Below are 22026 nucleotides of genomic sequence, written 5' to 3'. Positions count from 1 at the left end.
TCACACCTTCTCGACGGGGCCGGCCGAACCGATCCGGCGGGCCCGGGTGGCCTGTTCGGCGGCCCGTAGCTGCTGACCGTCCCGGCGCCGGTCCCACGGTTCGAGTTCCGCGATGACACCGGGCGCGCCGCGGAAGAGCAGCAGGGCCTGGCCGTTGGGCAACTGGCGGATCTCCTCGGGCCGGAGGATGCGCCGTTCCCGCTCCGACTCCGACGTGGTGTGGGCGAAGAGCCGGTTGGACTCGCGCGAGGTCGAGATCTCCTTGATGTCGGTCTCGCCGACGAGTTCGGAGAAGCGCCGCAGCGCCTCGACGTCCTTGAGTCCGCCCATGACCAGCGTCGCCGCCGCGTTGTCCAGCAGGGTGTCCGCCTCCTGCTGCCCCCACCGGAGGACCGCCTGGGCGAGTGACTGCAGCGCGTAGACGAGGTGGATGCCGTAGCCGCGGGCGTCGGAGGCGAGCGAGGGGAGCTTGGGAAGCGGCGCGACGTTGGCGACCTCGTCCAGGACCAGCCGGAGGAAGGGGTCGAGCCGGCCGGACGGCAGCCGGGGCGCCCGCCGCTTCGCCGCGTCGACGACCTCGCCGAGCAGCATGGTGGTCAGCGGCGAGACGTTGGTGGAGGCGTTGGAGTCGCTGATCAGGACGAGAGTGTCGCAGGAGGCCACGAAGTCGTCGGGCCGGAAGGCCGGGACGCCCTCCTGCGGGGTGACGCAGCGGAGCACCTTGCGCAGCGCGAGGGGTTCGATCTGCGCGGCCAGCGTCTGCCGGGTGGAGGCGACCGTCTCGTCGGCGCCGGTGGAGACGGACCGCAGCAGGACGTCCCAGCCGGGCTCCGCGTCCGGGTGGTCGGTCAGGACGGCGCGCGGCTCGTTCGCGTCCTCCAGATTGGTGGCCCACCGCAGCACGTGCTCGATGGTCCGGCCCTCGAGGGCGGCGGCGTGCAGCAGCCGGGTCAGCGCGGACGACGCGGTCTGCCGGAAGAAGCCGGCGTTGGTGGACGAGCCGTCGTCCGCACCCATGCCGACGGAGAACGACAGGGCGCGGGAGGTTGCGGTCTCGCCGTCCTCGCAGCCGGCGACCGGGTCCCACACCATGCGTTCCGGCCAGCCGACGGTGTCGAGCGGGTCGAAGACCCAGACCTTCCCGTGCCGGGACCGGGGTTCCGCGATGACGTCGAGGACATCGGCGCGGGTCGAGGTGACGACCAGGGGGCCGGGTGTGTCCAGGCAGGCGGGGATGACGACGGTGCGCGACTTGCCCGCGCCGGAGGGCGCGATGACGGCGACCGAGTCCTCGGGCGTGGCGATCAGCGCCTGACCCGTGCCGAGCTGACGGCCCAGCTGCCAGCCGACCTCGCGCAGTTCGGCGCGGGCCGCGGCGCGCGCGTCGTACCGCCCGTCGGACCGGGCGAAGGTCGTCGCCCGGGTCTGCGCGGCGGCGGCCCGCGCCCGCTGCTCGCCCAGGGCGTTCCGGGCCTCCGCGGCCGAGGCGAGTCCCTCACCGGCCCGGGCGCCGGAACGGGTCCTGCGGCTCCGCACGGCCAGGGACAGCAGCAGCGCGGGCCCCAGCAGGAAGACGGCCCAGACGGTGACGGTCACCGGGGTGGAGGCGGGGTGGACGCCGGATCCCAGCCCGGCCAAGGGCTCGTGGAGCACCAGGGCGGTGAGCGTGGCCGCCACATCCGGCAGTTCCAGACCGTCCGCCGTGGCCCACACGGCCAGGTGCCAGGTCACGAACGCGGCCACGATGACGGCCACGGCCTTGGCTATCGCCAACTCGCCCTTGGGACCGCCCCGCTCCTGCGTACGGCCCAGTTCACGTGTGCGTCCCACGTCTTTCCCCCTCGCCCCGTTCCGGTCAAGATACTTGATCTTGCTGCTCTGGGCGGCTGCCATTCAGCCGGTCCGCCGCCGGTTCCCGGCGCCGCCTGTCCGCCAGGGGGCGGCCGTTCTCGCGGCGGCGGGCGGCCCGTACGGCGGTGCCCGGCCCGTGACGGTCACCACGCGTGCCGGGGCCCGGCCGGAACGAGTCCGCTTCCGCCGGCCCGGGGTGCGCCGGCCGGGAACGCCCTGACCAGCAGCATCGCGCCAGTATTCGCTGGCGCGTACGGTTCCGTGCGATCGCGGGCCGCCCACCGGCCGCTCCGCGGCTCCGAAAAACGAGTTACTGACGGGTACCCAAAGCCCTCCCCCCGGAATACGCTCACCCGCATGACGGACTCGCAGGGCAGCACGCACGGCACCGCACCCACCCCTCCCGGCAACCCGGTCTTCGCCACTCCGGCGGGCACCCGTACCGCGGCCGACGTGGTCACTCCGGATCTGGTCGCCCGGCTCACCCGCGGTGTCACCGGCTCCGGCCGGACCGCCAACCACACCCCGTTCACCGGGGAGAAGCTGGCCGATCTGCCCGAGTCCACGCCCGAGGAGGTCGCCGAGGCGTACGAGGCGGCCCGCGCCGCCCAGCAGGCGTGGGCGGCGACGCCCGTGCGGCAGCGCGCCGCGGTCCTGCTCCGCTTCCACGACCTGGTGCTCCGGCGCCAGGCCGAGGTCCTGGACCTGATCCAGCTGGAGACCGGCAAGGCCCGGCTGCACGCCCACGAGGAGGTGCAGGCGGTCGCCCTCGCCGCCCGCCACTACGGCCGCAGGGCCTCCGCCTACCTGCGTCCCAAGGGGCACACCGGGGTGGTGCCCACCCTCACCAAGGTCACCGAACTCCGCCAGCCGCGCGGTGTCGTCGGCCAGATCGCCCCCTGGAACTACCCCCTCGAACTGTCCGTCGGTGACGCGCTCCCCGCCTTCGTCGCGGGCAACGCCGTCGTCATGAAGCCCGACACCGAGACCGCGCTCACCGCCCTGTGGGCCCGGGAGCTGCTGATCGAGGCGGGTCTGCCGGCCGGCGTCTGGCAGGTCGTCCTGGGCGAGGGCCCGGTGGTCGGCCCCGCCGTCGTCCGGCACGCCGACTACGTCTCCTTCACCGGCTCCACCCGCACCGGGCGCGAGGTCGCCCAGGCCGCGGCGGCCCGGCTGGTGGGCTGCTCCCTCGAACTCGGCGGCAAGAACGCCATGCTGGTGCTGAGCGACGCCGACCTCGACAAGGCCGCCGCCGGCGCGGTGCGCGGCTGCTTCTCCTCCGCGGGCCAGCTGTGCATCTCCATCGAGCGGCTGTACGTCCACGAGTCCGTGGCCGACGCCTTCCTGGAGCGGTTCGCCGCCCGGACGAGGGCGATGCGCCTGGGCACCGCCCTCGCCTACGGCGCCGACATGGGCTCGCTGGTCTCCGAACGCCAGCTGGAGAACGTCGTCCGGCACGTCGAGGAGGCCGTGGCCAAGGGCGCCACCGTCGTCGCCGGCGGCCGGCCGCGCCCCGACGTCGGCCCGCTCTTCCACGAGCCGACCATCCTCGACGGGGTGGAGGCGCCCATGGCGGTCTGCGCCGAGGAGACGTTCGGCCCGGTCGTGTCGGTCTACCGGTTCAGCGACGAGGACGACGCCGTCGAGCGCGCCAACGCCACGCCGTACGGCCTCAACGCGAGCGTCTGGACCCGGGACGGCCGGCGCGGGCGGGCCCTTGCCGCGCGGCTGCGCACCGGCACCGTCAACGTCAACGAGCTGTACGCCGCCGCGTACGGCAGCGTCCAGGCCCCGATGGGCGGTATGGGCGACTCCGGACTCGGACGCCGGCACGGCTCGGAGGGCATCCTCAAGTACACCGAGGCCCAGACCGTCGCCCAGCAGCGGCTCATTCCGCTGGGGCCGTCCTTCGGCCTGGACGACGCCCAGTACGCGGCGTTCATGAGCCGGAGCCTGCGCGTGATGAAGGCTCTCCGCCTCCGCTGAGGGGTCCTTGCACTGTGACGCGCCTCCCGGGCGGGCACAGTGCAAGGCCCTCCGAGGGGCCCGCGCCGACCTGCACGTTCCAACGGAGGTACCAGTGTCACAGGAGAACTCCGCCCACGACTACGACGTGATCGTCGTGGGCTCCGGCTTCGGCGGGTCGGTCACCGCCCTCCGGCTCACCGAGAAGGGATACCGCGTCGGCGTCCTGGAGGCCGGCCGCCGCTACACCCGCGAGGCACTCCCCAAGAACTCCTGGGACCTCCGGAACTTCCTCTGGGCCCCGGCGCTGGGCCTCTACGGGATCCAGCGGATCCACCTGCTCAACAATGTCATGATCCTGGCAGGCGCCGGGGTCGGCGGCGGGTCGCTGAACTACGCCAACACCCTCTACGTCCCGCCGAAGCCCTTCTTCGACGACCCGCAGTGGGGCCACATCACCGACTGGCAGGAGGAGCTGAAGCCGTACTACGACCAGGCGCAGCGCATGCTGGGCGTACGGCTCAACCCCACGGTCACCCCCTCCGACGTCCATCTGCAGGCCGCCGCCCACCGGATGGGCGTGGGCGACACCTTCCACATGGCGCCCGTCGGGGTCTTCTTCGGGGACGGGAAGGACGCCGTCAGCGGCGAGGAGCCCGGCACCGCGACGGGGAAGCCCGGCGCCGAGGTCCCGGACCCGTACTTCGGCGGCGCCGGGCCGTCCCGCCGGGCCTGTACCGAGTGCGGCGAGTGCATGACCGGCTGCCGGCACGGCGCGAAGAACACCCTCAACGAGAACTACCTGTACCTCGCGGAGAAGGCCGGGGCGACCGTCCACCCGATGACCACCGTGCTCGCGGTCCGGGAGGACGGCGAGGGCGGCTACCTGGTGTCCACCGTGCCCACCGACCGCAAGCGGAAGCGCGGCACCCGGGTCCGCACCCTGCGCGCCGGCCAGGTCGTGATCGCCGCCGGCACCTACGGCACCCAGACCCTGCTGCACACCATGCAGGACAAGGGTCTGCTGCCGCGGATCTCGGAGCGGCTCGGCCATCTGACGCGGACCAACTCCGAGGCCGTGGTCGGCGCGATGACCGACGACCGCCGCTACCGCCGGAAGACCGGCGAGCCGAGGACCGACTTCACCCGGGGCGTCGCGATCACCTCGTCGATCCACCCCGACGAGAACACCCACATCGAGCCCGTCCGGTACGGCAAGGGCTCCAACTCGATGGGCGCGCTCACGGTGCTCCAGGTCCCGCACGGGGGCCGGGTGCCGCGCGTCCTGGCGTACGCCGGGAAGTGCGTACGGCACCCGCTGCTCACCGTGCGCTCGCTGTCCAACCGCCGCTGGTCCGAGCGGACCATCATCGGCCTGGTCATGCAGTCCCTGGACAACTCGCTGACCACCTACCGCAAGGAGAAGGGCCTGGGCAAGGGGCTGCTGACGGCCCGGCAGGGCCACGGCGCCCCCAACCCGTCGCACATTCCCGAGGGCGCGGAGGCGGCCCGGCTGCTCGCCGACGAGATCAACGGCTTCGCCGGCAGCAACATCGGCGAGCTCATGGGCACCCCGCTCACCGCCCACTTCCTGGGCGGCTGCCCGATCGGGGAGGACGCGGAGAACGGGGTCATCGACCCGTACCACCGGCTGTACGGACACCCGGGCATCCATGTGGTGGACGGTGCGGCGGTCTCCGCGAACCTGGGCGTGAACCCCTCGCTCACCATCACGGCCCAGGCCGAGCGGGCGATGTCGCTGTGGCCCAACAAGGGCGAGGAGGACACCCGTCCGGCGCCGGGCGAGGCGTACGTGCGGCTGGCGCCCGTCGAGCCGAAGTCACCCGTCGTTCCGGAAGCGGCGTTCGGCGCGCTGCGGCTGCCGGTGCTGCCGGTGCCCGCGGTGCCGCCGAAGAAGGCCGCTCCGGCCGCGGACGCCTGAGCGGACGCCCGGCCGGGGAAGCCGGGGCCCGGCCGCGGGCGGTTGAGCGGGCGCCCTGCCGGTCCGTGGGCGACAACGGCCGAGCGGGCGCCCGGCCGGTCCGTGGGCCACAGCGGCCCGCGGGCGGCGGTGACCGGCCGCCCCCGCGCCGCTGTTCGCCGCCCTCCGACGGGATGACGGTCCCGACGGGCCCTCCGACGGGATCAAGGAACCCGACGGAACGGCGAACCCGACGGAACGACGAAGGGGCCGCACCCCCCTCCGGTGCGGCCCCTTCCGGCATGGCCGGGAGGAGTCCGCTTACGCGGCGCTCACCGGGCCCTCGGTCCGGCGGCGGCGCACCACGAAGACGGCGCCCGCGCCGACGACCATCGCGACGCCGCCGACGGTGGCGATCGTCGGCAGCAGCGACGACGCACCGGTCTCGGCCAGGTGGCCCTTCGGGCTGATCGCGGTGTTCCCGGCGGGCTTGGCCGGGATCGGCTTCCTGCCGCCCTGCGGCTTCGGCTCGGCGCCCGGGATCTCGCCCGGCTTCGAACCGGCCGCGAGGATGTCGAACTCGTAGTAGCTCTTGCCCGCGGCGTAGACGCACTCGCCCCGGTCGTCGGCGTAGGCGCCGATGCTGATCGCGAAGCCCAGGCCGGCCGGAGCGGACGCGTCCACGCTCAGCCGCAGATCGACGGAGAAGGACTCGTGCGGCCGCACGTCGGTGTAGCCGACGTAGCCCGCGCCCTCGTCGTTCTCGTTCAGGGAGATGTCCTGCCAGGCACCGGACTCGGGGTCGCGGTACTGGAGCGTCAGGTGGCCGCTGCCGACGCCCCAGGTGTCCTCGTCGATCTGGGCGGCGAAGACGCCGAGGTCGACGCGCTGGTAGGCGGAGTCCGACGCGTTGGAGACGTCCAGCCGGAAGCGGTGGAAGCCGCTGCCCGCGACGATCTTCGAGGGCAGTCCGGAGAAGCCGGTGACGAGGCCGGCGTCGATCTGCGGCTCGTCGCTCTCGTCGCACTCCAGCGGGCCGTCGGTGGAGCCGGCCGTGGGTTCGGTCCCGGTGGTGGCCGTGGCGCTCGGCTTGTCCGTCGCGCCGGTAGTGGCGGAGGAGCTGCTGGACGGCGCGCTGCTGGAGGGCGCCGGGGCCGACGACGAGCTGCTCGCGGGAGCGGGCGCGGAGCTGGTGCTGCCCTCGGGGGCCGGAGCGGTGGAGGTGGAGCTCTCCGGAGCCGGCGCGGTCGAGGTGGACGCGGCGGGGTCCGGGGTCTCGCCGCCGTCGGTCGCGAACGCGGAGGGGGCGGCGAGCAGGGCGGCGGGAACGATGGCGGCCGTTGCGGCAGCCGTCACCAGGGCGCGGCGGAGCATCATGAGACCTCTTCGGGGTCCGGAGTGCTGCATGGGTGGCAGCACCGTCATGGGCAGGCCGTCGCGGTTGGGGGAGCGCGGTAGGGCCGTGCGTGTGCAGATAAGTGACCCGTAAAGGATCCGAAGGGTTGTGCGACGGTACTTCGACTTTCAAGTGATCTGGGTCACATCGCCGGGTGGTGCCTTCGATGCCCGTGGGGCCCCCGCTCCGACGTATCCAGGAGGGGTGCGGGAGCCGGGCGGTCGGCCTTGGTGCGCGCTGCGGCGCGGGGAGGGCGGGGTGGGAGCGGAGTGAGAGCAGGGAGGGCGTGACGGCACACGGAAGCGGCTGGCACACGGAATCGGTCGGCGCCCGGAAGCGGCTGGCACACGGAAGCGGCCGGTGCCCGGGCGTCCCCGGGAACCGGCCGTCCTTGGAGGCCGTGACCGGGCTGCTGTCCCCTGCCGTCCGGTCACGTACCGGAGCGTGGTCCCACGACGCACACCGCTTGGGTCAGTCCTGAGCCAAGCCGCTCGGCACGTCACACGCTCCGGTGATTCCGCCCTGTTGCCACGGGCCCGATCGAACAGGGGCGGAGCCACGCGTGGTTCTCGCTGACCGCACCTGGATGGCACGGACACCGGACTCAACGAAGGGACCGCCCGCCCGGTCACGCGCCGTACGGGTGACCTGTGACGGCTGCCGTACGACCTCCCTTCGATCATGAGCCGGGAGCCGGGAGCCGGGAGCCGGGAGCCGGGAGCCGGGAGCCGGGAGCCGGGAGCCGGGAGCCGGGACCCGGGACCCGGAGCAGGAGCAGGAGCCCGGAGCCGGGAGCCCCGGGCCGGGAGAGCCCGGCCGCGGGACCCCGGCGCACCGCCGGGGCCTCCGGGCCCGCCGGGCCGAACGCACGGTCTCAGACCCGGCCGCGGCACAGCTCCAGCAGCGTCATCGCCAGCGCGGTGCCCGGCTTCCCCAGCTGGCCGCTGTAGTGGTTCAGGATCTCCATCTCGCGGGAGAGGTTCACCCGCCGGCCGCCGGAGGTCATCCGGGCCTGCTGGATCGCCTCCGAGACGGCGATCCGCTCCTGGACGAGGCCGATGATCCGCCCGTCGAGCTCGTCGATCCGCTCCCGGGCCCCGTCGATCAGGGCGGCGGCCGCGCCGGTCCCGGCTCCGGTGTCCGCGGATGCCGGGCCGTGCGCGGGAGCCGGTGCGGGGGTGGTGGTGACGGTGCTCATATCGGTGTCTCCTCGGGGTGCTCGCCGCCCCGAGCCGTCAGGACCCGGAAAAGACAGAACGCCCCGGGCCTGTATCGGCCCGGGGCGCCTGGGAAGTCGCTTGTCAGTGGCTCAAGCAGCACGACCATGGCAGCCGGACGGGCCGGTGCCATAGGTAAAGACGAACGTCGTGTGCTGGTGCATGGCAGCCAGTATGCCCGACCGCGGCCGCCGCCCCCGGGAGGGCCCGGATGATGAGACGGGAGGGCGCGCCTCCCACCCCCGTTAGACTCGGGGGCACCACCTCTGTACAACACCGCCGGAAGGCCGCCGAAGTGCCATCAGCGACCCGCCCCTCGTCTTCGCCGGAGGGAACTCCCGCCGCCCCCGACGCCGACCGCGCACCGGACACGGTCCTGGTCGTCGACTTCGGCGCGCAGTACGCCCAGCTCATCGCCCGCCGGGTGCGTGAGGCCCGGGTCTACAGCGAGATCGTCCCGCACACCATGCCGGTGGCGGAGATCCTCGCCAAGAACCCGAAGGCGATCATCCTCTCCGGCGGCCCGTCCTCGGTCTACGCCGAGGGTGCGCCGCACCTGGGCCGGGAGATCTTCGACGCGGGCGTCCCCGTCTTCGGCATCTGCTACGGCTTCCAGGCCATGGCGCTGGCCCTGGGCGGCACGGTCGACAACACCGGCGGCCGCGAGTACGGTCGCACCCCGCTGAACGTCACCCGCAACGGCTCCACCCTCTTCGAGGGCACCCCGAGCGAGCAGCCGGTGTGGATGTCGCACGGCGACGCCTGCTCGGCCGCCCCGGAGGGCTTCACGGTCACCGCGACCACGGACGGTGCGCCGGTCGCCGCGATCGAGAACGACGAGCGGAAGCTCTACGGCGTCCAGTACCACCCCGAGGTGCTGCACTCCACCCACGGCCAGCAGCTGCTGGAGCACTTCCTCTACCGCGGCGCCGGCCTGGAGCCGAACTGGACCACGCAGAACGTGGTCGAGGAGTCGGTCGCGGCGATCCGCGAGCAGATCGGCACCAAGCGCGCCCTCTGCGCGCTGTCCGGCGGTGTGGACTCCGCCGTCGCCGCCGCCCTCGTCCAGAAGGCCATCGGCTCCCAGCTGACCTGCGTCTACGTCGACCACGGGCTGATGCGCAAGGGCGAGTCCGAGCAGGTCGAGAAGGACTTCGTGGCCGCGACCGGCGTGCAGCTGAAGGTCGTCGACGCGGAGCAGCAGTTCCTCGACGCGCTCAAGGGGGTCTCCGACCCCGAGGAGAAGCGCAAGATCATCGGCCGGGAGTTCATCCGGGTCTTCGAGAAGGCGGCCTCGGAGGTCGTCGCCGAGGCGGGCGCGCACGGCGAGGCCATGGAGTTCCTGGTCCAGGGCACCCTCTACCCGGATGTGGTCGAGTCCGGCGGCGGCACCGGCACCGCCAACATCAAGTCCCACCACAACGTGGGCGGCCTCCCCGAGGACCTGCAGTTCCAGCTCACCGAGCCGCTGCGGAAGCTCTTCAAGGACGAGGTCCGGATGGTCGGCCAGGAGCTGGGCCTCCCGGAGGAGATCGTCCAGCGGCAGCCGTTCCCCGGCCCGGGCCTGGGCATCCGGATCGTCGGCGAGGTCACCAAGGAGCGCCTGGACCTGCTGCGCGAGGCCGACGCCATCGCCCGCGAGGAGCTGACGGCGGCCGGTCTCGACCGCGACATCTGGCAGTGCCCCGTCGTGCTGCTCGCCGACGTGCGCTCGGTCGGCGTCCAGGGCGACGGCCGCACCTACGGCCACCCGATCGTGCTGCGCCCGGTCTCCTCCGAGGACGCCATGACGGCCGACTGGTCGCGCCTGCCGTACGACGTGCTGGCGAAGATCTCCACGCGGATCACCAACGAGGTCGACGAGGTCAACCGCGTCGTCCTCGACGTGACGAGCAAGCCCCCGGGCACCATCGAGTGGGAGTGACCACCTCCCGCTAGCCGACAACGCCGACGCCGTCGCTCATTCGTTTGGGTGGCGGCGTCGTCGTTCGGCCTGGGGAGGCCGGCCGTACGGCCGAGAATCCCGCCATGGGAGGAACCACGTCCGACGAACCACCGCGCCGGTCCGTGCCGTCGCACGCTCCGCGTCGGCCGCGACCACCGAGGGAAGGCTGCACCGTGGACGACCTGTTCGGCCTTGCCGGCCTCCCGCCGCACACCGAGCTGATCGACGGGAGCCTGGTCTTCGCGTGTCCCCAGCGGGAGTTCCATTCGTTGGCGGTGGATCTCCTGGAACACGGGCTGCGCTGTACGGTGCCCGAGCGGTTCCGGGTGCGGCGCGACATGACCGTGGTCATCGACCGATGGCAGGCGCCGGAGCCCGATGTCTCGGTGGTGCGCGCGGAGGCGGCGACCGGCCTGGATCTCACCGCCTACCAGGCCGCCGACGTGGTGCTGGCCGTCGAGGTCGTGTCGCCCGACTCCGAGAAGCGCGACCGGGAGCGCAAGCCGCAGCTCTACGCCCAGGCCGGTATCCGGCACTTCTGGCGGCTGGAGAAGGGCGAGGACGGCCGGCCGGTGGTCTACGTCTACGAGCTGGACGGCGGCACCAATGCCTACGGTCTCGCGGGCATCCACCACGACCGGCTCAAGCTGACCGTTCCCTTCGACATCGACATCGACATCGACCTCGCCGGAATCGACACCCTGTAGGGCGGGGCACGCAGCTCGGTCCCCACCGCTGGAGCCCGGTGCCGCCCTCGGCGCCGGGCGCCGTCGTGCCCATGGCTCCGCGGCCCCCGGCATGTCCCCGCCGAGGTGCGGATCCGGTGAGAGCCCGTCCGGGCCCTGGCCTCCTGCGGTACCGGGCGGTAGCTTCCCTGGCACACGCCATGGACGAGGAGGTTCAGCCGCGATGCCGGAGCCGACGCCGATACCCACCGACCAGCTGCAGTTCGCGATGCCGCCCACCCACGCGTCGCTGGAGGACGAGCGGCGCCACCGCAAGGAACGGCTCACCGCCGCCCTCCGGCTCTTCGGGCGGTTCGGCTTCGAGGAGGGGGTGGCCGGACACATCACCGCCCGGGACCCGGAGTTCACCGACCACTTCTGGGTCAACCCCTTCGGAATGTCCTTCAAGCACATCACCGTGAACGATCTGATTCTCGTCAACCACGAGGGCCAGGTCGTCGAGGGACGCTTCCACGTCAACCAGGCCGCGTTCGCGATTCACTCGCAAGTGCACCGGGCCCGGCCGGACGTCGTCGCCGCCGCGCACAGCCACTCCACCTACGGCCGCGCCCTCTCCTCGCTGGGCGAGCTGCTGGAGCCGATCACCCAGGACGTCTGCGCCTTCTACGAGGACCACGCCCTGTTCGACGACTACACGGGCGTCATCGTGGACGAGGAGGAAGGGCGCCGGATCGCGAGCGCGCTCGGCCCGCACAAGGCCGTCATCCTGCGCAATCACGGCCTGTTGACGGTCGGCGACTCGGTCGACGCCGCCGCGTGGTGGTTCATCACCATGGAGCGGTCCTGCCAGGTGCAGCTGACCGCGAAGGCGGCGGGCAAGCCCGTCCGGATCGACCACGAGAGCGCCGTGCACACCCGGGAGCAGCTCGGGAACGATCTCGTCGCATGGATCAACTACCAGCCCCTGTGGCAGCAGATCACCCGCAGCGAGCCCGATCTGCTGGGCTGATCCTGCGTCCGAAGCGTGCCGATTGCGGCACAATTCCCTCTCGGTGACCGGGCGTTGCCGCGCGTGTGCGGCGAGAGAGGCAGGGTTGTCCCATGGCCGTGGAGACGGCGAGAGACGGATTGCCGGAGGGCGGCCACGGCGGCAGCTGTTCCTGCGGCGCCTGCCCGTACGGCGCCCGTGAGGGGCACCGGCGCGCGGTGGCCGCGTTCATCCGCCGGCGTGAGGAGCTGGCGGCCGGACAGGGGGTGCCCGGCGCGCTCGTCCACTCGGCCGGGGCCTCCCGGCAGTGGGTCGCGGACGAGCTGACGCGGTCCGCCCGCACGGTCGCCGAGTTCGGCCGGGCGGAGGGCCGTATGTGGCAGCGCCGCGGCCGGGGCGGGTTCCTGGGGCCGCTGGTCGGCGACGACAATCGGCTCTCGACGTCCCGGGCGGTCGCCGCGCTCTGGACCCTGGTCGCGGTGGCCGCGGTGCTCGTACCGGCCGGGCGGCTGGCCGTCTCCGGCGGCCTCGACGGACTGCGCATCGGCCACGGCGCCGCACTGCTGACCGTGGTGGCCCTGAGCTGCCTGCTGTCCGTCGCCGTGACGGCCGTGGTCCGGCAGCGGGTGCGGGCGAAGCGGCTGCAGAAGGTCGCCGCCGCCCGGCCGCGGATCAGGGACCTGGTGTCCGACGACGGAGGCCGCGGAAGCTTCGCCGATGTGCAGTATCTGCTGGTGACGGGCGCCGCGGCGGTGGTCGCCGCGGTGCTGCTGGTGCGCGAGCCGCAGCGGCTGCCCGCGCTGCCGTGGGCGGTCGCGGTCCTGGTCGCCCTCTCCGCCGCGACGTATCTGGCGGCGGTCTGGTCGGAGGGCGGCCGGCCGGTCGTGCTGTCGGTCGTCCGGTCCCGGGAGGCCGGCGACCTGGACGGGCCCATCCGGCCCGGGGAGGACATCGAGATCCGGGGCAGCGGCTTCGTTCCGCCGGGCGCGGCGACCCCGGAGGCGCTGGCCCGGGTGGTCGTCCGGATCGGCGCCGTGCATGTGAACGTGCCGCTGGTCCCGGTGGCCGGTGGCTTCGGCAACCCCACGGACGCGGTGCTGACGGTGCCGGTCCCGGCGGAGGTCGAACCGGGACGGGTGGACGTCCAGGTGATCACCGCCGCGGGCGCCGAGACGAACCGCTGCACCATCGACGTGGCCGACGGCTGAGCCGCCCTCTTCGGGACGGGAGGCAGCCGCGTCGGCATCTGCGTCGGCGGACCGGCGAGGGCCGGGAGGCGGCAACGGGCAGGAGGTGGCGAGGGGCAGGAGGCGGGTGCGCCGCGGCCCCCGCGCCGCCCCGCCCGTCTCCGCCCACCCATCCCCACCCCGTCTCCCCACTCACCCCGGCCCGGCACCGGCGCGAGCAGCCACGATGCCGCCCGGACTGAACCCTCGCGGAGCCCCGTTCGTACCTCTCGCAGAAGTCCTCAGGCGTGGGGAGAATCGTGCCTGCACGGCACCGAGGAGGCGGACAGTATGGCTCATACAGATCTTGACCGGGTGGTCGCACGAGGGCCGGACGGGCGGCGTGGCCCGGAGACGCTGCGGGCGGTGGCCTCCCGGTACGCACTGCTGCCGCTGCGGGTCTTCCTCGGCGTCACCTTCATCTACGCGGGTCTGGACAAGCTGACCGACCCGGGCTTCTTCGCGGCCGACGGGTCCGGCTCGATCGGCGAGATGATGCGCTCGGCCCGGGACAACGCCGCGATTCCGGCCATGGTCGATCTCGCCCTCAAGAGCCCGGCCGAGGTCGGGTACGTGATCGCGGCCGGTGAGCTGGCGGTCGGCATCGGCACCCTGCTCGGCGTCCTCGCCCGTCTCGCCGCCCTGGGCGGCGCGCTGATCTCGCTGAGCCTCTGGCTGACGGTCAGCTGGCAGACCCAGCCGTACTACTACGGCAACGACCTGATCTACCTGATGGCGTGGCTCCCGCTGCTGCTCGCGGGGGCGTCGGTGCTCTCCGTCGGCGCGCTGCTGGCCCGCCGCCGCCGACGGTCGCCCTGGCGGTAGTCAGGTAGGCAGGCAGGTAGGCACGTAGAGGCAGGCAGACGGGTGCGGCCCCGGGGCGCCGGAGGTGCGGTCCAGGGCCGGAGCCGCACCCCGGCGCCGAACGACGCACCCCGGCGCCGAACGACGCACTTCGGCGCCGACTGATGCACCTCGGCCCCGAACGACGCCCCTTGGGGCCGGATGCCGCACCTCGACGCCGGAAGACGTGCTTCCGGCCCCCGGAGGCGTACCCTGCCGGGCCCGTAGGAGCCGCCGGAGCCGTGGCAGGGGCGCAGCCGCAAGGGGGACATGCCGCACCACGCCCCGCATGCCCGGCTTCGGGGGCTACGCGGAGGCCGTCCTGCCGGATAAGGTCCGTGATCGACGCCGAAACCTTTCTTCACGGGTTCCGCGCTCGACGCGCCCCCACGCCCAGGAGGTCCCATGCTCCGCCAGCAGGTTCTGAGGCCGGTCACGGCGGGTCTCGCACTCGCTCTCGCCGCCACCGTCGGCACTCCGTGGACGGCAGCGGCGCATGACGCCTCGTCACCCCGCACCTCCCGGGCCGAGTGCCCGCAGCTCCGCAAGGATCTGCCCTGGTACGGCGGCAACCGCGCGAAACTCCAGCGGATGATCGACGAACGCGGCTCGTGTTCCGCGAAGTCCCGCAGCGCGCAGTCCCGCAGCGCGAAGTCCCGCAGCGGTGCCGGGAAGCCGGTCGCCGCGTTCGACTGGGACAACACCATCGTCAAGAACGACATCTCCGACGCCACGCTCGCCTGGATGCTCAAGCACGACAAGATCCTCCAGCCGACGAGCTGGCGCGCCACCAACAAGTGGATGACCGCGGCCGCTCACCGCGCGCTCACCCGGGCCTGCGGTACCTCCGTCCCGGTCGGCCGTCCGCTGCCGACCTCGACGGACACCGGCTGCACCGACGAGATCCTCGACATCTACGAGGGCGCGAAGACCTCGACCGGGGACACCGCCTTCAGCGGGGTGTGGAACCACCGGCGGACCGTGCCCGAGTACGTCTGGATCACCCAGCTCTTCGCCGGGCACAGCCCCGCCCGGCTCACCGAGTTCGCCCGGAAGGCGCGCGCCGAGAACCTCGCCGCGCCGATCGGCTCCGTGCAGAAGGTCGGCACGCACGACTGGGCGGGCTATGTGCGGTACTACGAGCAGCAGGTGGATCTCATCCGCACGCTCCGCAAGGCCGGGTTCGACGTGTGGGTGGTCTCCGCCTCCGCCGAGCCGATCGTCCGCGCCTGGGCTCCCGGCGCCGGGTTCAAGAACAACCGCGTGATCGGCATCCGCAACGTCGTGCGGGACGGCCGTCTCACCACCGGCGTCCAGGGGTGCGGCGACGTCAAGGACGACACCCGCGGCGAGGCGCTGACCTACATGGACGGCAAGCGCTGCTGGATCAACAAGGGGATCTACGGCATCAAGGGGGCCGAGGCCTGGCGGCAGCAGGACCCGGCGCACCGCATCGCCTTCGGCGCGGGGGACGCGGAGACCGACGTCACCTTCGTCGACGACGCCACGGCCGGGCACCTGGTCATCAACCGGAACAAGACCGAGCTGATGTGCCGGGCCTACGACAACGCCGACCGGCGGTGGATCGTCAACCCCATGTTCATCGAGCCGAAGAAGCGGCAGTCGGCGCCCTACCCCTGCGCGACCGAGGGCTACATGAACACCGATGGCGTCGAGGGGCCGGTGCGGCGCCCCGACGGCTCGGTCGTCCCCGACCAGAAGGACCGGGTGTTCCCCAAGGGGACGGCCCGCTCGTAACGGCCTGCCCATCACCGCCTGCTCGTCACGGCCCGCTCGTCACGGCCCGCCGGCTCGTGACGGGGCCGGACTGCGCAGCGGACACGGCGCACGGGGCCGGTCACTTCGTCGCTCCGGCCCCGGCGTCGGCCGCTTCGTAGGTCCGGCCCCCGGCCCCCGGTGCCCGGCCCCGATCGTGCGCGGCGCGCCCGGCATTCGTGCGCGGGCCCGGCATTCGTGCACGGGCCCGGCGTCCGTGCGCGGCGCGCCCGGCGATCCGGCGGAGGGGGCGGGCGTCGGCCCCGGGCTCCTCAGCCGCGTTCGCCGTGGCCGGTGCCCAGGTACACCGAGGCCAGGGCCGCGAGGGAGAGGCCGCCCACGACGACCGGGATCAGCACCCACAGCGCGGTCTCCCAGACGTCGGTGGCGTCCAGGAGCCGGAGCAGACCGGCCGTCAGCAGGACCAGGCCCGCGATCAGTTTCCCCGGTTCGAGGTCATGACGTCGCACGGACCACCTCCACCTGGCCGACTCCGGCCTCCACGTCCAGTTCGACCGTACCCCGCGCCCGGCTGTCCTTCGCCGGCTGGAGGGTGACGCTTCTCTCGATGTCGGGTGCGGAGTCGGCGTCCCCCGGGCCGTCCCCCGGCAACCGGAGTTCGCCCACGCCGACTTCCGCGTGCAGCCGCACCGTGGCGCCGTCCGGGACGACGACCTTCAGACGGCCGAAGCCCAGACTCACCGTGGTGGCGATCCGCTGGCCCTTCCGCAGCTCCACCCCGGACAGGTCGAGGGTGCCCGAGCCGGTGCCGAGTTCGTAGCCGGGCCGGACCGCGGCGGCTGTCGCCGGCGTCCAGGACCGCTGCATCCAGTCGGTCGTCACGCTCTTCGGCAGCGCCGCCACCCCCGCCATCAACGCGCAGGTCAGCAGCGCCATGACGACCGTTCCGGCGCCGGTCCGGCCGAACCGGGAGCTCAGCGCCGTCCCGAGGCCGAACACCCCGAGCGCGGCGGCCAGACCCAGCTCCAGCGTGGTGCCGAGCGGCCGGGCGTCCCAGGAGAGGACGACCACCACCGTGCAGGTGGCCGCGGCCAGCAGGAAGAGCCGGCCGCCGATGCCGTTCCGGCCGGGGAGGGTGTCCTTCGTCTCCCGCGGGACGTCGGCCGGGCCCCACAGATACCCGGTGCCGGTGGGGCCGCTGGTGCCGTCCTTGGTGATGGGATCGCGCCACCAGGACGGAGCGCCCGGCGCGGGCGGCGCGGTGGTCTCGGGTGGCGCGACCCCGTGCGCCGGGGAGTGCGGCGGACTCCCCTCCGCCGTACGGGTGGTGGACCGGTCCGCCGGGCTCTCCCGCTCGGTCCGGCGGCGGTCCTGCGACCGGTGCGCCGCCCCGAGCACCGCGGCCGACAGCATCGCCGAGAACACCAGGACCGGGCCGTTGTCCAGCATCGACAGCAGCAGCCCGCAGCCGACGAGGGCGCACAGCACGGCCGTCAGCGCCGTGCCCTCGACCCGGCCGGACAGCATCCGGCGCAGCTCGTTCTCGTCCTCCCCGTCGAGCGGGATCATCAGCCAGGCGAATCCGTACGCCAGCAGCCCGAATCCGCCCGCGACGGACAGCACGGCCAGGACCACCCGGAAGACGACCGGGTCGACGTCGTAGTGGCGCCCGAGGCCCCCGCACACCCCGGCCACCACCTTGCCGCCGCGGCTGCGCCGCAGCGGCGGACTCGGACGGGGGCCGGGCGCGGGCGGCGTGCCGGCGGCGGTCTGCTGGTCGTTCATGGCTCCATGGTGACGGTGCGGGGAGGCGTGGTGCACCGGGAGCGACCCTGGCCGAACCCTGATATCCCCCCTGGGGACGGGGGGACGCCTCGCCGATATCGTGTCCGGGTCATGACCGGTGGGGGAAACAGAGGGGCGCATCGTGTACGGCGCGGAGTCTGACGAAGGACGGCTGGTCGCCGCGCGGTACCGGCTGCTCGAACGGATCGGCCGCGGTGGCATGGGCACGGTGTGGCGCGCCGAGGACGAGATGCTCGGCCGTCATGTCGCGCTGAAGAAGCTGCATGTGGCGCCGCACCAGACCGACGAGGAGCGCGCCACCCTCTACGAGCGCACCCGCCGCGAGGCCCGCAGCGCCGCCCGTATCACCCATCCCAACGTCGTGGTCGTGCACGACGTCGTCGACGACGGCGGCCTGCCGTGCATCGTCATGGAGTACGTGCCGTCCCGGACGCTCTCCGAAGTCCTCAAGGAGGACGGCCCGCAGGCACCGGACGAGGTGGCCCGGATCGGCCGCGGCATGATCGCCGCGCTGCGGGCGGCACACGACGCCGGGGTGCTCCACCGGGACGTCAAGCCGGGCAACGTGCTGCTGAGCCGGGGCGGACGGGTCGTCCTGACCGACTTCGGCATCGCCATGGCGTCCGGCACCTCCACGCTCACCAAGACCGGTGAACTCGTCGGGTCGGTGGACTACGTGGCGCCGGAGCGGGTCCGCGGCGGGAGCCCGGGGCCCGCCTCCGACCTGTGGGCGCTGGGCGCGACGCTCTATCAGGCGCTGGAGGGGCAGCCGCCGTTCCGCAAGGCCACGGCGATCGAGACCGCGTACTCCATCGCCGTCGACCCGCTGGAGCCGCCCCGTTCGGCCGGTGCGCTGGGCCCGCTCATCGAGGAGTTGCTGGCGAAGACCCCCGAGGGCCGCCCGGACGCGGGCGCCGTGGAGCGGCGGCTGCGGGAGCCGGCGGCCGAGGCGGAGACGGCGACGGTCGACCGCACCCGGGTGCTCGACACGGACGCCGTACCGGAGACGGCGTCCGGTCACGGCGCCGAGCCCGGAACGGGCACGGGAACGGCTACGGATACGGCGCCCGGGTCCGCGCGGCCCGCCGGGAGCTTCGGGCCCGTGATCCCCGGCCCGCGCCAGGAGACCCCGGCGCCCGCGGCGGCGATGCCCGCATCCACCGCGCAGACACCCACCGGAACAACCCCCACCGGAACCGCTCCTCCCGGAACCACCCATTCCGGCATCACCCCTCCCGGCACCGGCCCTTCCGGAACCATCCCCTCCGGCGCGGCCGCCACTGCCACCACTGCCACCACCGCCCCCTCCGGCCGGCGCCGCACCTGGCTGTGGGCGGTGGCCGTCGTGGTGGCCGCCGCGGCGGCGGTGGGCGGCACGCTGATGGCGATGAACGACGCGAACTCCGGTGTGGAGGTGTCCCCCGGGAACTCCCGTCCGGCCGGCTCCGGGGCGTCGAAGGGCACCGAGCCGACGGCCGAACCGTCCCCCGTCCCGCCGGGCTACCACCTGGTCACGGAGAAGAAGATCGGCGTCTCCTTCCCGGTGCCCGACGGCTGGAAGCGGGATCGCAAGTCCACCCCCGAACAGCTCATCTACGTCGACCCGACCGGCCTGGTGGGGGTGCGGATCAATGTCATCGACTTCGCCAGCACCGACCCCCTGGCGCACTTCCGGAACGTCGAGTCCAACCTGAAGGCCGACACCCCCAGTTACAGGCAGCTCCGCATGGACCGGACGAAGTTCCGCGATGCGCCCGCCGCCGTCTGGGAGTTCACGCTCCAGGGCACGGAGCGCAAGTTCCGGGCCATCGACCTCGGCTTCGGCCGGGTGGGCGGCAAGGAGTACGCGGTCTACCTGTCGGCCCCGGACCTGGAGTGGGCGAAGCACCGGCCCATCTTCGACCACGTCCGGAACGGCCTGCGGCTGCCGAAGGACGCGCTGTAGGAGCGTCGGCGGGCCGCTGACCTCGACGGGTCCCGGGGACGGCTCCCGGGACCCTGGGGACCCGCGCTCCCAGGTCCGGAGGCCCCTCGCTCCCGGCGCTGGGGACCCGCGCTCCTGGCCCCGGGGACCCGCGCTCCCGCACCCCCGGGACCCGCGTGTCGGGCGGCCGTCGGGGGCCGAGTGCGGCGCCATGCCCGGGAACCCTCAGGGTCGACCCTGATGCCCCGGCCCCGTCCCGCATGTGACGATCTGAACCATGACCGCCGCCTCAGCCCGCACCGGAGGGCCGTACCCCCCGGCGTCCGAGCCCGCCGACGAGCCCGGCGTGCGCAAGCTCTACCGCAGCGCCGAGGGCCGGATGCTGGGCGGCGTGGCCCGCGGGCTGGCCGGGCACCTCGGGCTGCCGGTCTCCTGGGTGCGCATCGTCTTCGTGGTGCTCTTCCTGGTGGAGGGCCTCGGGGCGCTGCTGTACGCCGGGTTCTGGTTCGTCGTCCCGCTCGGCGTCGGGGGTGTCGACAGCTCCCGCTGGGACCGTCCGCACCTCACGACCGGCGCCGACGGCCGCCGCCGCCTGGCCCGCAAGCCGGACAAGGGACAGCTCTTCGCCCTGCTCGCCCTGGTCGTCGGCCTGGCGGTCTTCGTGGACACGCTCCGGCTCGGCCGGGCCCTCGACGCCTACGTCTGGCCGGCGCTGCTGATCGGCGCCGGTGCGGCCCTCTTCTGGCGGCAGGCCGACAACGCCCGCCGGGCGCACTGGATGGAGGTCGGCCGCAGCAAGCGCGTCCTGCCGGTGGTCCGCGCCGCGGCCGGGGTGCTGCTGGTCTGCCTCGGGGTGACCGGCATCGTGGTGATGCAGATTTCGGTCAAGAACCTCGGCTCGGTGCTCCAGGCCTCGCTCGCCGTCCTCGTCGGCATCGCGCTGCTCGCCGGGCCGTACGTCGTCCGGATGACCCAGGACCTGTCCCAGGAGCGCCTGATGCGCATCCGCGCCCAGGAGCGCGCCGAGGTCGCGGCGCACGTCCACGACTCCGTCCTGCACACCCTCACCCTGATCCAGCGGAACGCCGACGACCCCCGGGAGGTGGCGCGGCTCGCCCGCGCCCAGGAGCGGGAGCTGCGCGCCTGGCTCCACCGGCCCGAGGGCACCGGCCGGGACGCCTCCGACGAGCCGCAGACCTTCGCGGCCGCGGTGCGGCGCGCCGCCGCCGAGGTCGAGGACCACCACGGGGTGCCCGTCGAGGTGGTCTGCGTGGGGGACTGCCCGTTGGAGGACCCGCTGGGGGCCCAGCTCCAGGCCGCGCGGGAGGCGATGGTCAACGCCGCCAAGTACGGTGGCGAGAGCGGGCCGGTCCAGGTCTACGCCGAGGTCGAGGACCGCACGGTGTTCGTGTCCGTACGGGACCGGGGCCCGGGCTTCGATCTCGACGCGGTGCCGCAGGACCGGATGGGGGTCCGGGAGTCGATCATCGGCAGGATGCAGCGCAACGGCGGCACGGCACGGCTGCGGTCCGCACCGGACGGGGGGACGGAAGTGGAGCTGGAGATGGAGCGTTCGCCGTGAACGACGGCGGCAGCGACAAGGGCGGCGTCGACAGGGGCGGCGTCGGCAAGGGTGGCGTCGACAGGGGCGGCGTCGGCAAGGGCGGCGGCAGCGGCCCGTGCCCGGCAATCACGGCAGCCGCGGACGCGGCGGAGCGGAAGACGAGGGACGGACGATGACCGAGGGCACACAGGACGGCACGCCGGCGGACGGCCGGACGGTACGGGTCGTCCTGGTCGACGACCACCGGATGTTCCGGACCGGGGTACAGGCCGAGATCGGGCGGACGGAGAGCACGGGCGTCGAGGTCGTGGGGGAGGCCGCCGACGTCGACCAGGCGGTCACCGTCATCACCGCGACCCGCCCGGAGGTCGTCCTGCTCGACGTCCACCTGCCCGGCGGCGGCGGTGTGGAGGTGCTGAAGCGGAGCGCCGCCCTGATGGCCGACCCGGAGCGGCCGGTCCGCTTCCTCGCCCTGTCGGTGTCGGACGCGGCCGAGGACGTCATCGGTGTCATCCGCGGCGGCGCACGCGGCTACGTCACCAAGACCATCACCGGATCGGACCTGGTCAACGCCGTCTTCCGGGTGGCGGACGGGGACGCCGTCTTCTCCCCGCGGCTGGCGGGCTTCGTCCTGGACGCCTTCGCCTCGACCGACGCGCCGCCGGTCGACGAGGACCTGGACCGGCTCACCCAGCGCGAGCGGGAGGTGCTGCGGCTGATCGCGCGCGGATACGCGTACAAGGAGGTCGCCAAGCAGCTCTTCATCTCGGTGAAGACCGTGGAGAGCCACGTCTCGGCGGTGCTGCGGAAGTTGCAGCTCTCCAACCGCCACGAACTGACCCGGTGGGCGACGGCCCGACGCCTGGTCTGAGCCGTCGGACGGGCCCGTCCGGGCCGTCGGGCGGGCCGCGGCGGTACGGCACGGGACGGGGACATCGCGGGTGGGGCGGGCGGTAC

The 22026-nt window shown here is 73.4% G+C and carries 17 protein-coding genes; 12 read left to right on the top strand and 5 right to left on the bottom strand.

From position 1 onward, the window contains the following. Positions 1–1830, bottom strand: coding sequence for a type IV secretory system conjugative DNA transfer family protein (locus ABT112_RS18145; protein WP_351510698.1), 1830 nt, complete (start codon positions 1828–1830; stop codon positions 1–3). A gap of 378 nt (positions 1831–2208) precedes the next feature. Here ABT112_RS18145 and ABT112_RS18140 point away from each other — a divergent pair, with 378 nt between their 5' ends. Both ABT112_RS18140 and ABT112_RS18135 read left to right on the top strand, forming a co-directional pair. Continuing rightward, positions 2209–3837, top strand: coding sequence for a succinic semialdehyde dehydrogenase (locus tag ABT112_RS18140; RefSeq protein ID WP_351510696.1), 1629 nt, complete (start codon positions 2209–2211; stop codon positions 3835–3837). A 94-nt stretch (positions 3838–3931) separates the two neighbouring features. Further along, the gene (locus ABT112_RS18135) at positions 3932–5758 is read left to right on the top strand and encodes a GMC oxidoreductase (protein WP_351510694.1); all 1827 of its coding nucleotides are present in this window, start codon (positions 3932–3934) and stop codon (positions 5756–5758) included. A 300-nt stretch (positions 5759–6058) separates the two neighbouring features. Here ABT112_RS18135 and ABT112_RS18130 read toward each other — a convergent pair whose 3' ends face one another. Further along, on the bottom strand, positions 6059–7114 hold the full coding sequence (locus ABT112_RS18130) for an LAETG motif-containing sortase-dependent surface protein (protein WP_351510692.1): 1056 nt from the start codon (positions 7112–7114) through the stop codon (positions 6059–6061). A gap of 893 nt (positions 7115–8007) precedes the next feature. Beyond that, complete coding sequence (locus ABT112_RS18125) at positions 8008–8331, bottom strand: chorismate mutase (protein WP_351510690.1); 324 nt, start codon at positions 8329–8331, stop codon at positions 8008–8010. Positions 8332–8564: 233 nt separating this feature from the next. Between ABT112_RS18125 and guaA the strand changes: the two genes are divergently transcribed. From guaA to ABT112_RS18095, 6 genes are all read left to right on the top strand, one after another. Next, positions 8565–10274 (top strand): glutamine-hydrolyzing GMP synthase, encoded by a 1710-nt coding sequence (gene guaA / locus ABT112_RS18120; protein ID WP_351510759.1) that lies wholly within the window; start codon positions 8565–8567, stop codon positions 10272–10274. Between the two features lie 104 nt (positions 10275–10378). Next, a complete protein-coding gene (locus ABT112_RS18115) occupies positions 10379–11002 on the top strand; it encodes a Uma2 family endonuclease (protein WP_351510688.1) in 624 nt (207 codons plus the stop codon). A gap of 202 nt (positions 11003–11204) precedes the next feature. Continuing rightward, positions 11205–11990 carry a class II aldolase/adducin family protein gene (locus tag ABT112_RS18110; RefSeq protein ID WP_351510687.1) on the top strand — a complete coding sequence of 262 codons (786 nt, stop codon included), beginning with the start codon at positions 11205–11207 and terminating at the stop codon, positions 11988–11990. Positions 11991–12082: 92 nt separating this feature from the next. Next, complete coding sequence (locus tag ABT112_RS18105; protein WP_351510685.1) at positions 12083–13177, top strand: hypothetical protein; 1095 nt, start codon at positions 12083–12085, stop codon at positions 13175–13177. A gap of 309 nt (positions 13178–13486) precedes the next feature. After that, positions 13487–14020, top strand: coding sequence for a DoxX family protein (locus tag ABT112_RS18100; RefSeq protein ID WP_351510683.1), 534 nt, complete (start codon positions 13487–13489; stop codon positions 14018–14020). 423 nt (positions 14021–14443) lie between these two features. Continuing rightward, the gene (locus tag ABT112_RS18095) at positions 14444–15796 is read left to right on the top strand and encodes an HAD family hydrolase (protein ID WP_351510681.1); all 1353 of its coding nucleotides are present in this window, start codon (positions 14444–14446) and stop codon (positions 15794–15796) included. Between the two features lie 290 nt (positions 15797–16086). Here the strand turns inward: ABT112_RS18095 and ABT112_RS18090 are convergent, their stop codons facing one another. Together ABT112_RS18090 and ABT112_RS18085 are read right to left on the bottom strand one after the other, a co-directional pair. After that, positions 16087–16284, bottom strand: a complete 198-nt coding sequence (locus tag ABT112_RS18090) for a hypothetical protein (protein ID WP_351510679.1) — start codon at positions 16282–16284, stop codon at positions 16087–16089. Continuing rightward, positions 16271–17560: a PspC domain-containing protein gene (locus tag ABT112_RS18085; protein ID WP_351510677.1), complete on the bottom strand. Its 1290-nt coding sequence runs from the start codon at positions 17558–17560 to the stop codon at positions 16271–16273. The genes ABT112_RS18090 and ABT112_RS18085 overlap by 14 nt, the downstream gene beginning before the upstream one ends. Before the next feature lie 142 nt (positions 17561–17702). Between ABT112_RS18085 and ABT112_RS18080 the strand changes: the two genes are divergently transcribed. The 4 genes from ABT112_RS18080 (at position 17703) to ABT112_RS18065 (ending at position 21940) form a co-directional block, all read left to right on the top strand. After that, entirely contained in the window at positions 17703–19526 is a 1824-nt protein-coding gene (locus tag ABT112_RS18080; RefSeq protein ID WP_351510675.1) for a serine/threonine-protein kinase, read from the top strand. A 256-nt stretch (positions 19527–19782) separates the two neighbouring features. After that, positions 19783–21087, top strand: a complete 1305-nt coding sequence (locus ABT112_RS18075; protein WP_351510673.1) for a PspC domain-containing protein — start codon at positions 19783–19785, stop codon at positions 21085–21087. Next, on the top strand, positions 21084–21245 hold the full coding sequence (locus tag ABT112_RS18070) for a hypothetical protein (protein ID WP_351510672.1): 162 nt from the start codon (positions 21084–21086) through the stop codon (positions 21243–21245). Before ABT112_RS18075 ends, ABT112_RS18070 begins: the two co-directional genes overlap by 4 nt. After that, positions 21242–21940: a LuxR C-terminal-related transcriptional regulator gene (locus ABT112_RS18065; RefSeq protein WP_351510670.1), complete on the top strand. Its 699-nt coding sequence runs from the start codon at positions 21242–21244 to the stop codon at positions 21938–21940. The genes ABT112_RS18070 and ABT112_RS18065 overlap by 4 nt, the downstream gene beginning before the upstream one ends. Positions 21941–22026 lie beyond the last annotated feature (86 nt).

Source organism: Streptomyces sp. NPDC002055 (assembly GCF_040296705.1).
Lineage (GTDB): Bacteria > Actinomycetota > Actinomycetes > Streptomycetales > Streptomycetaceae > Streptomyces.
Note: the sequence above shows the minus strand (reverse complement) of the source record. Positions and strands in the feature narration are given on the sequence as shown.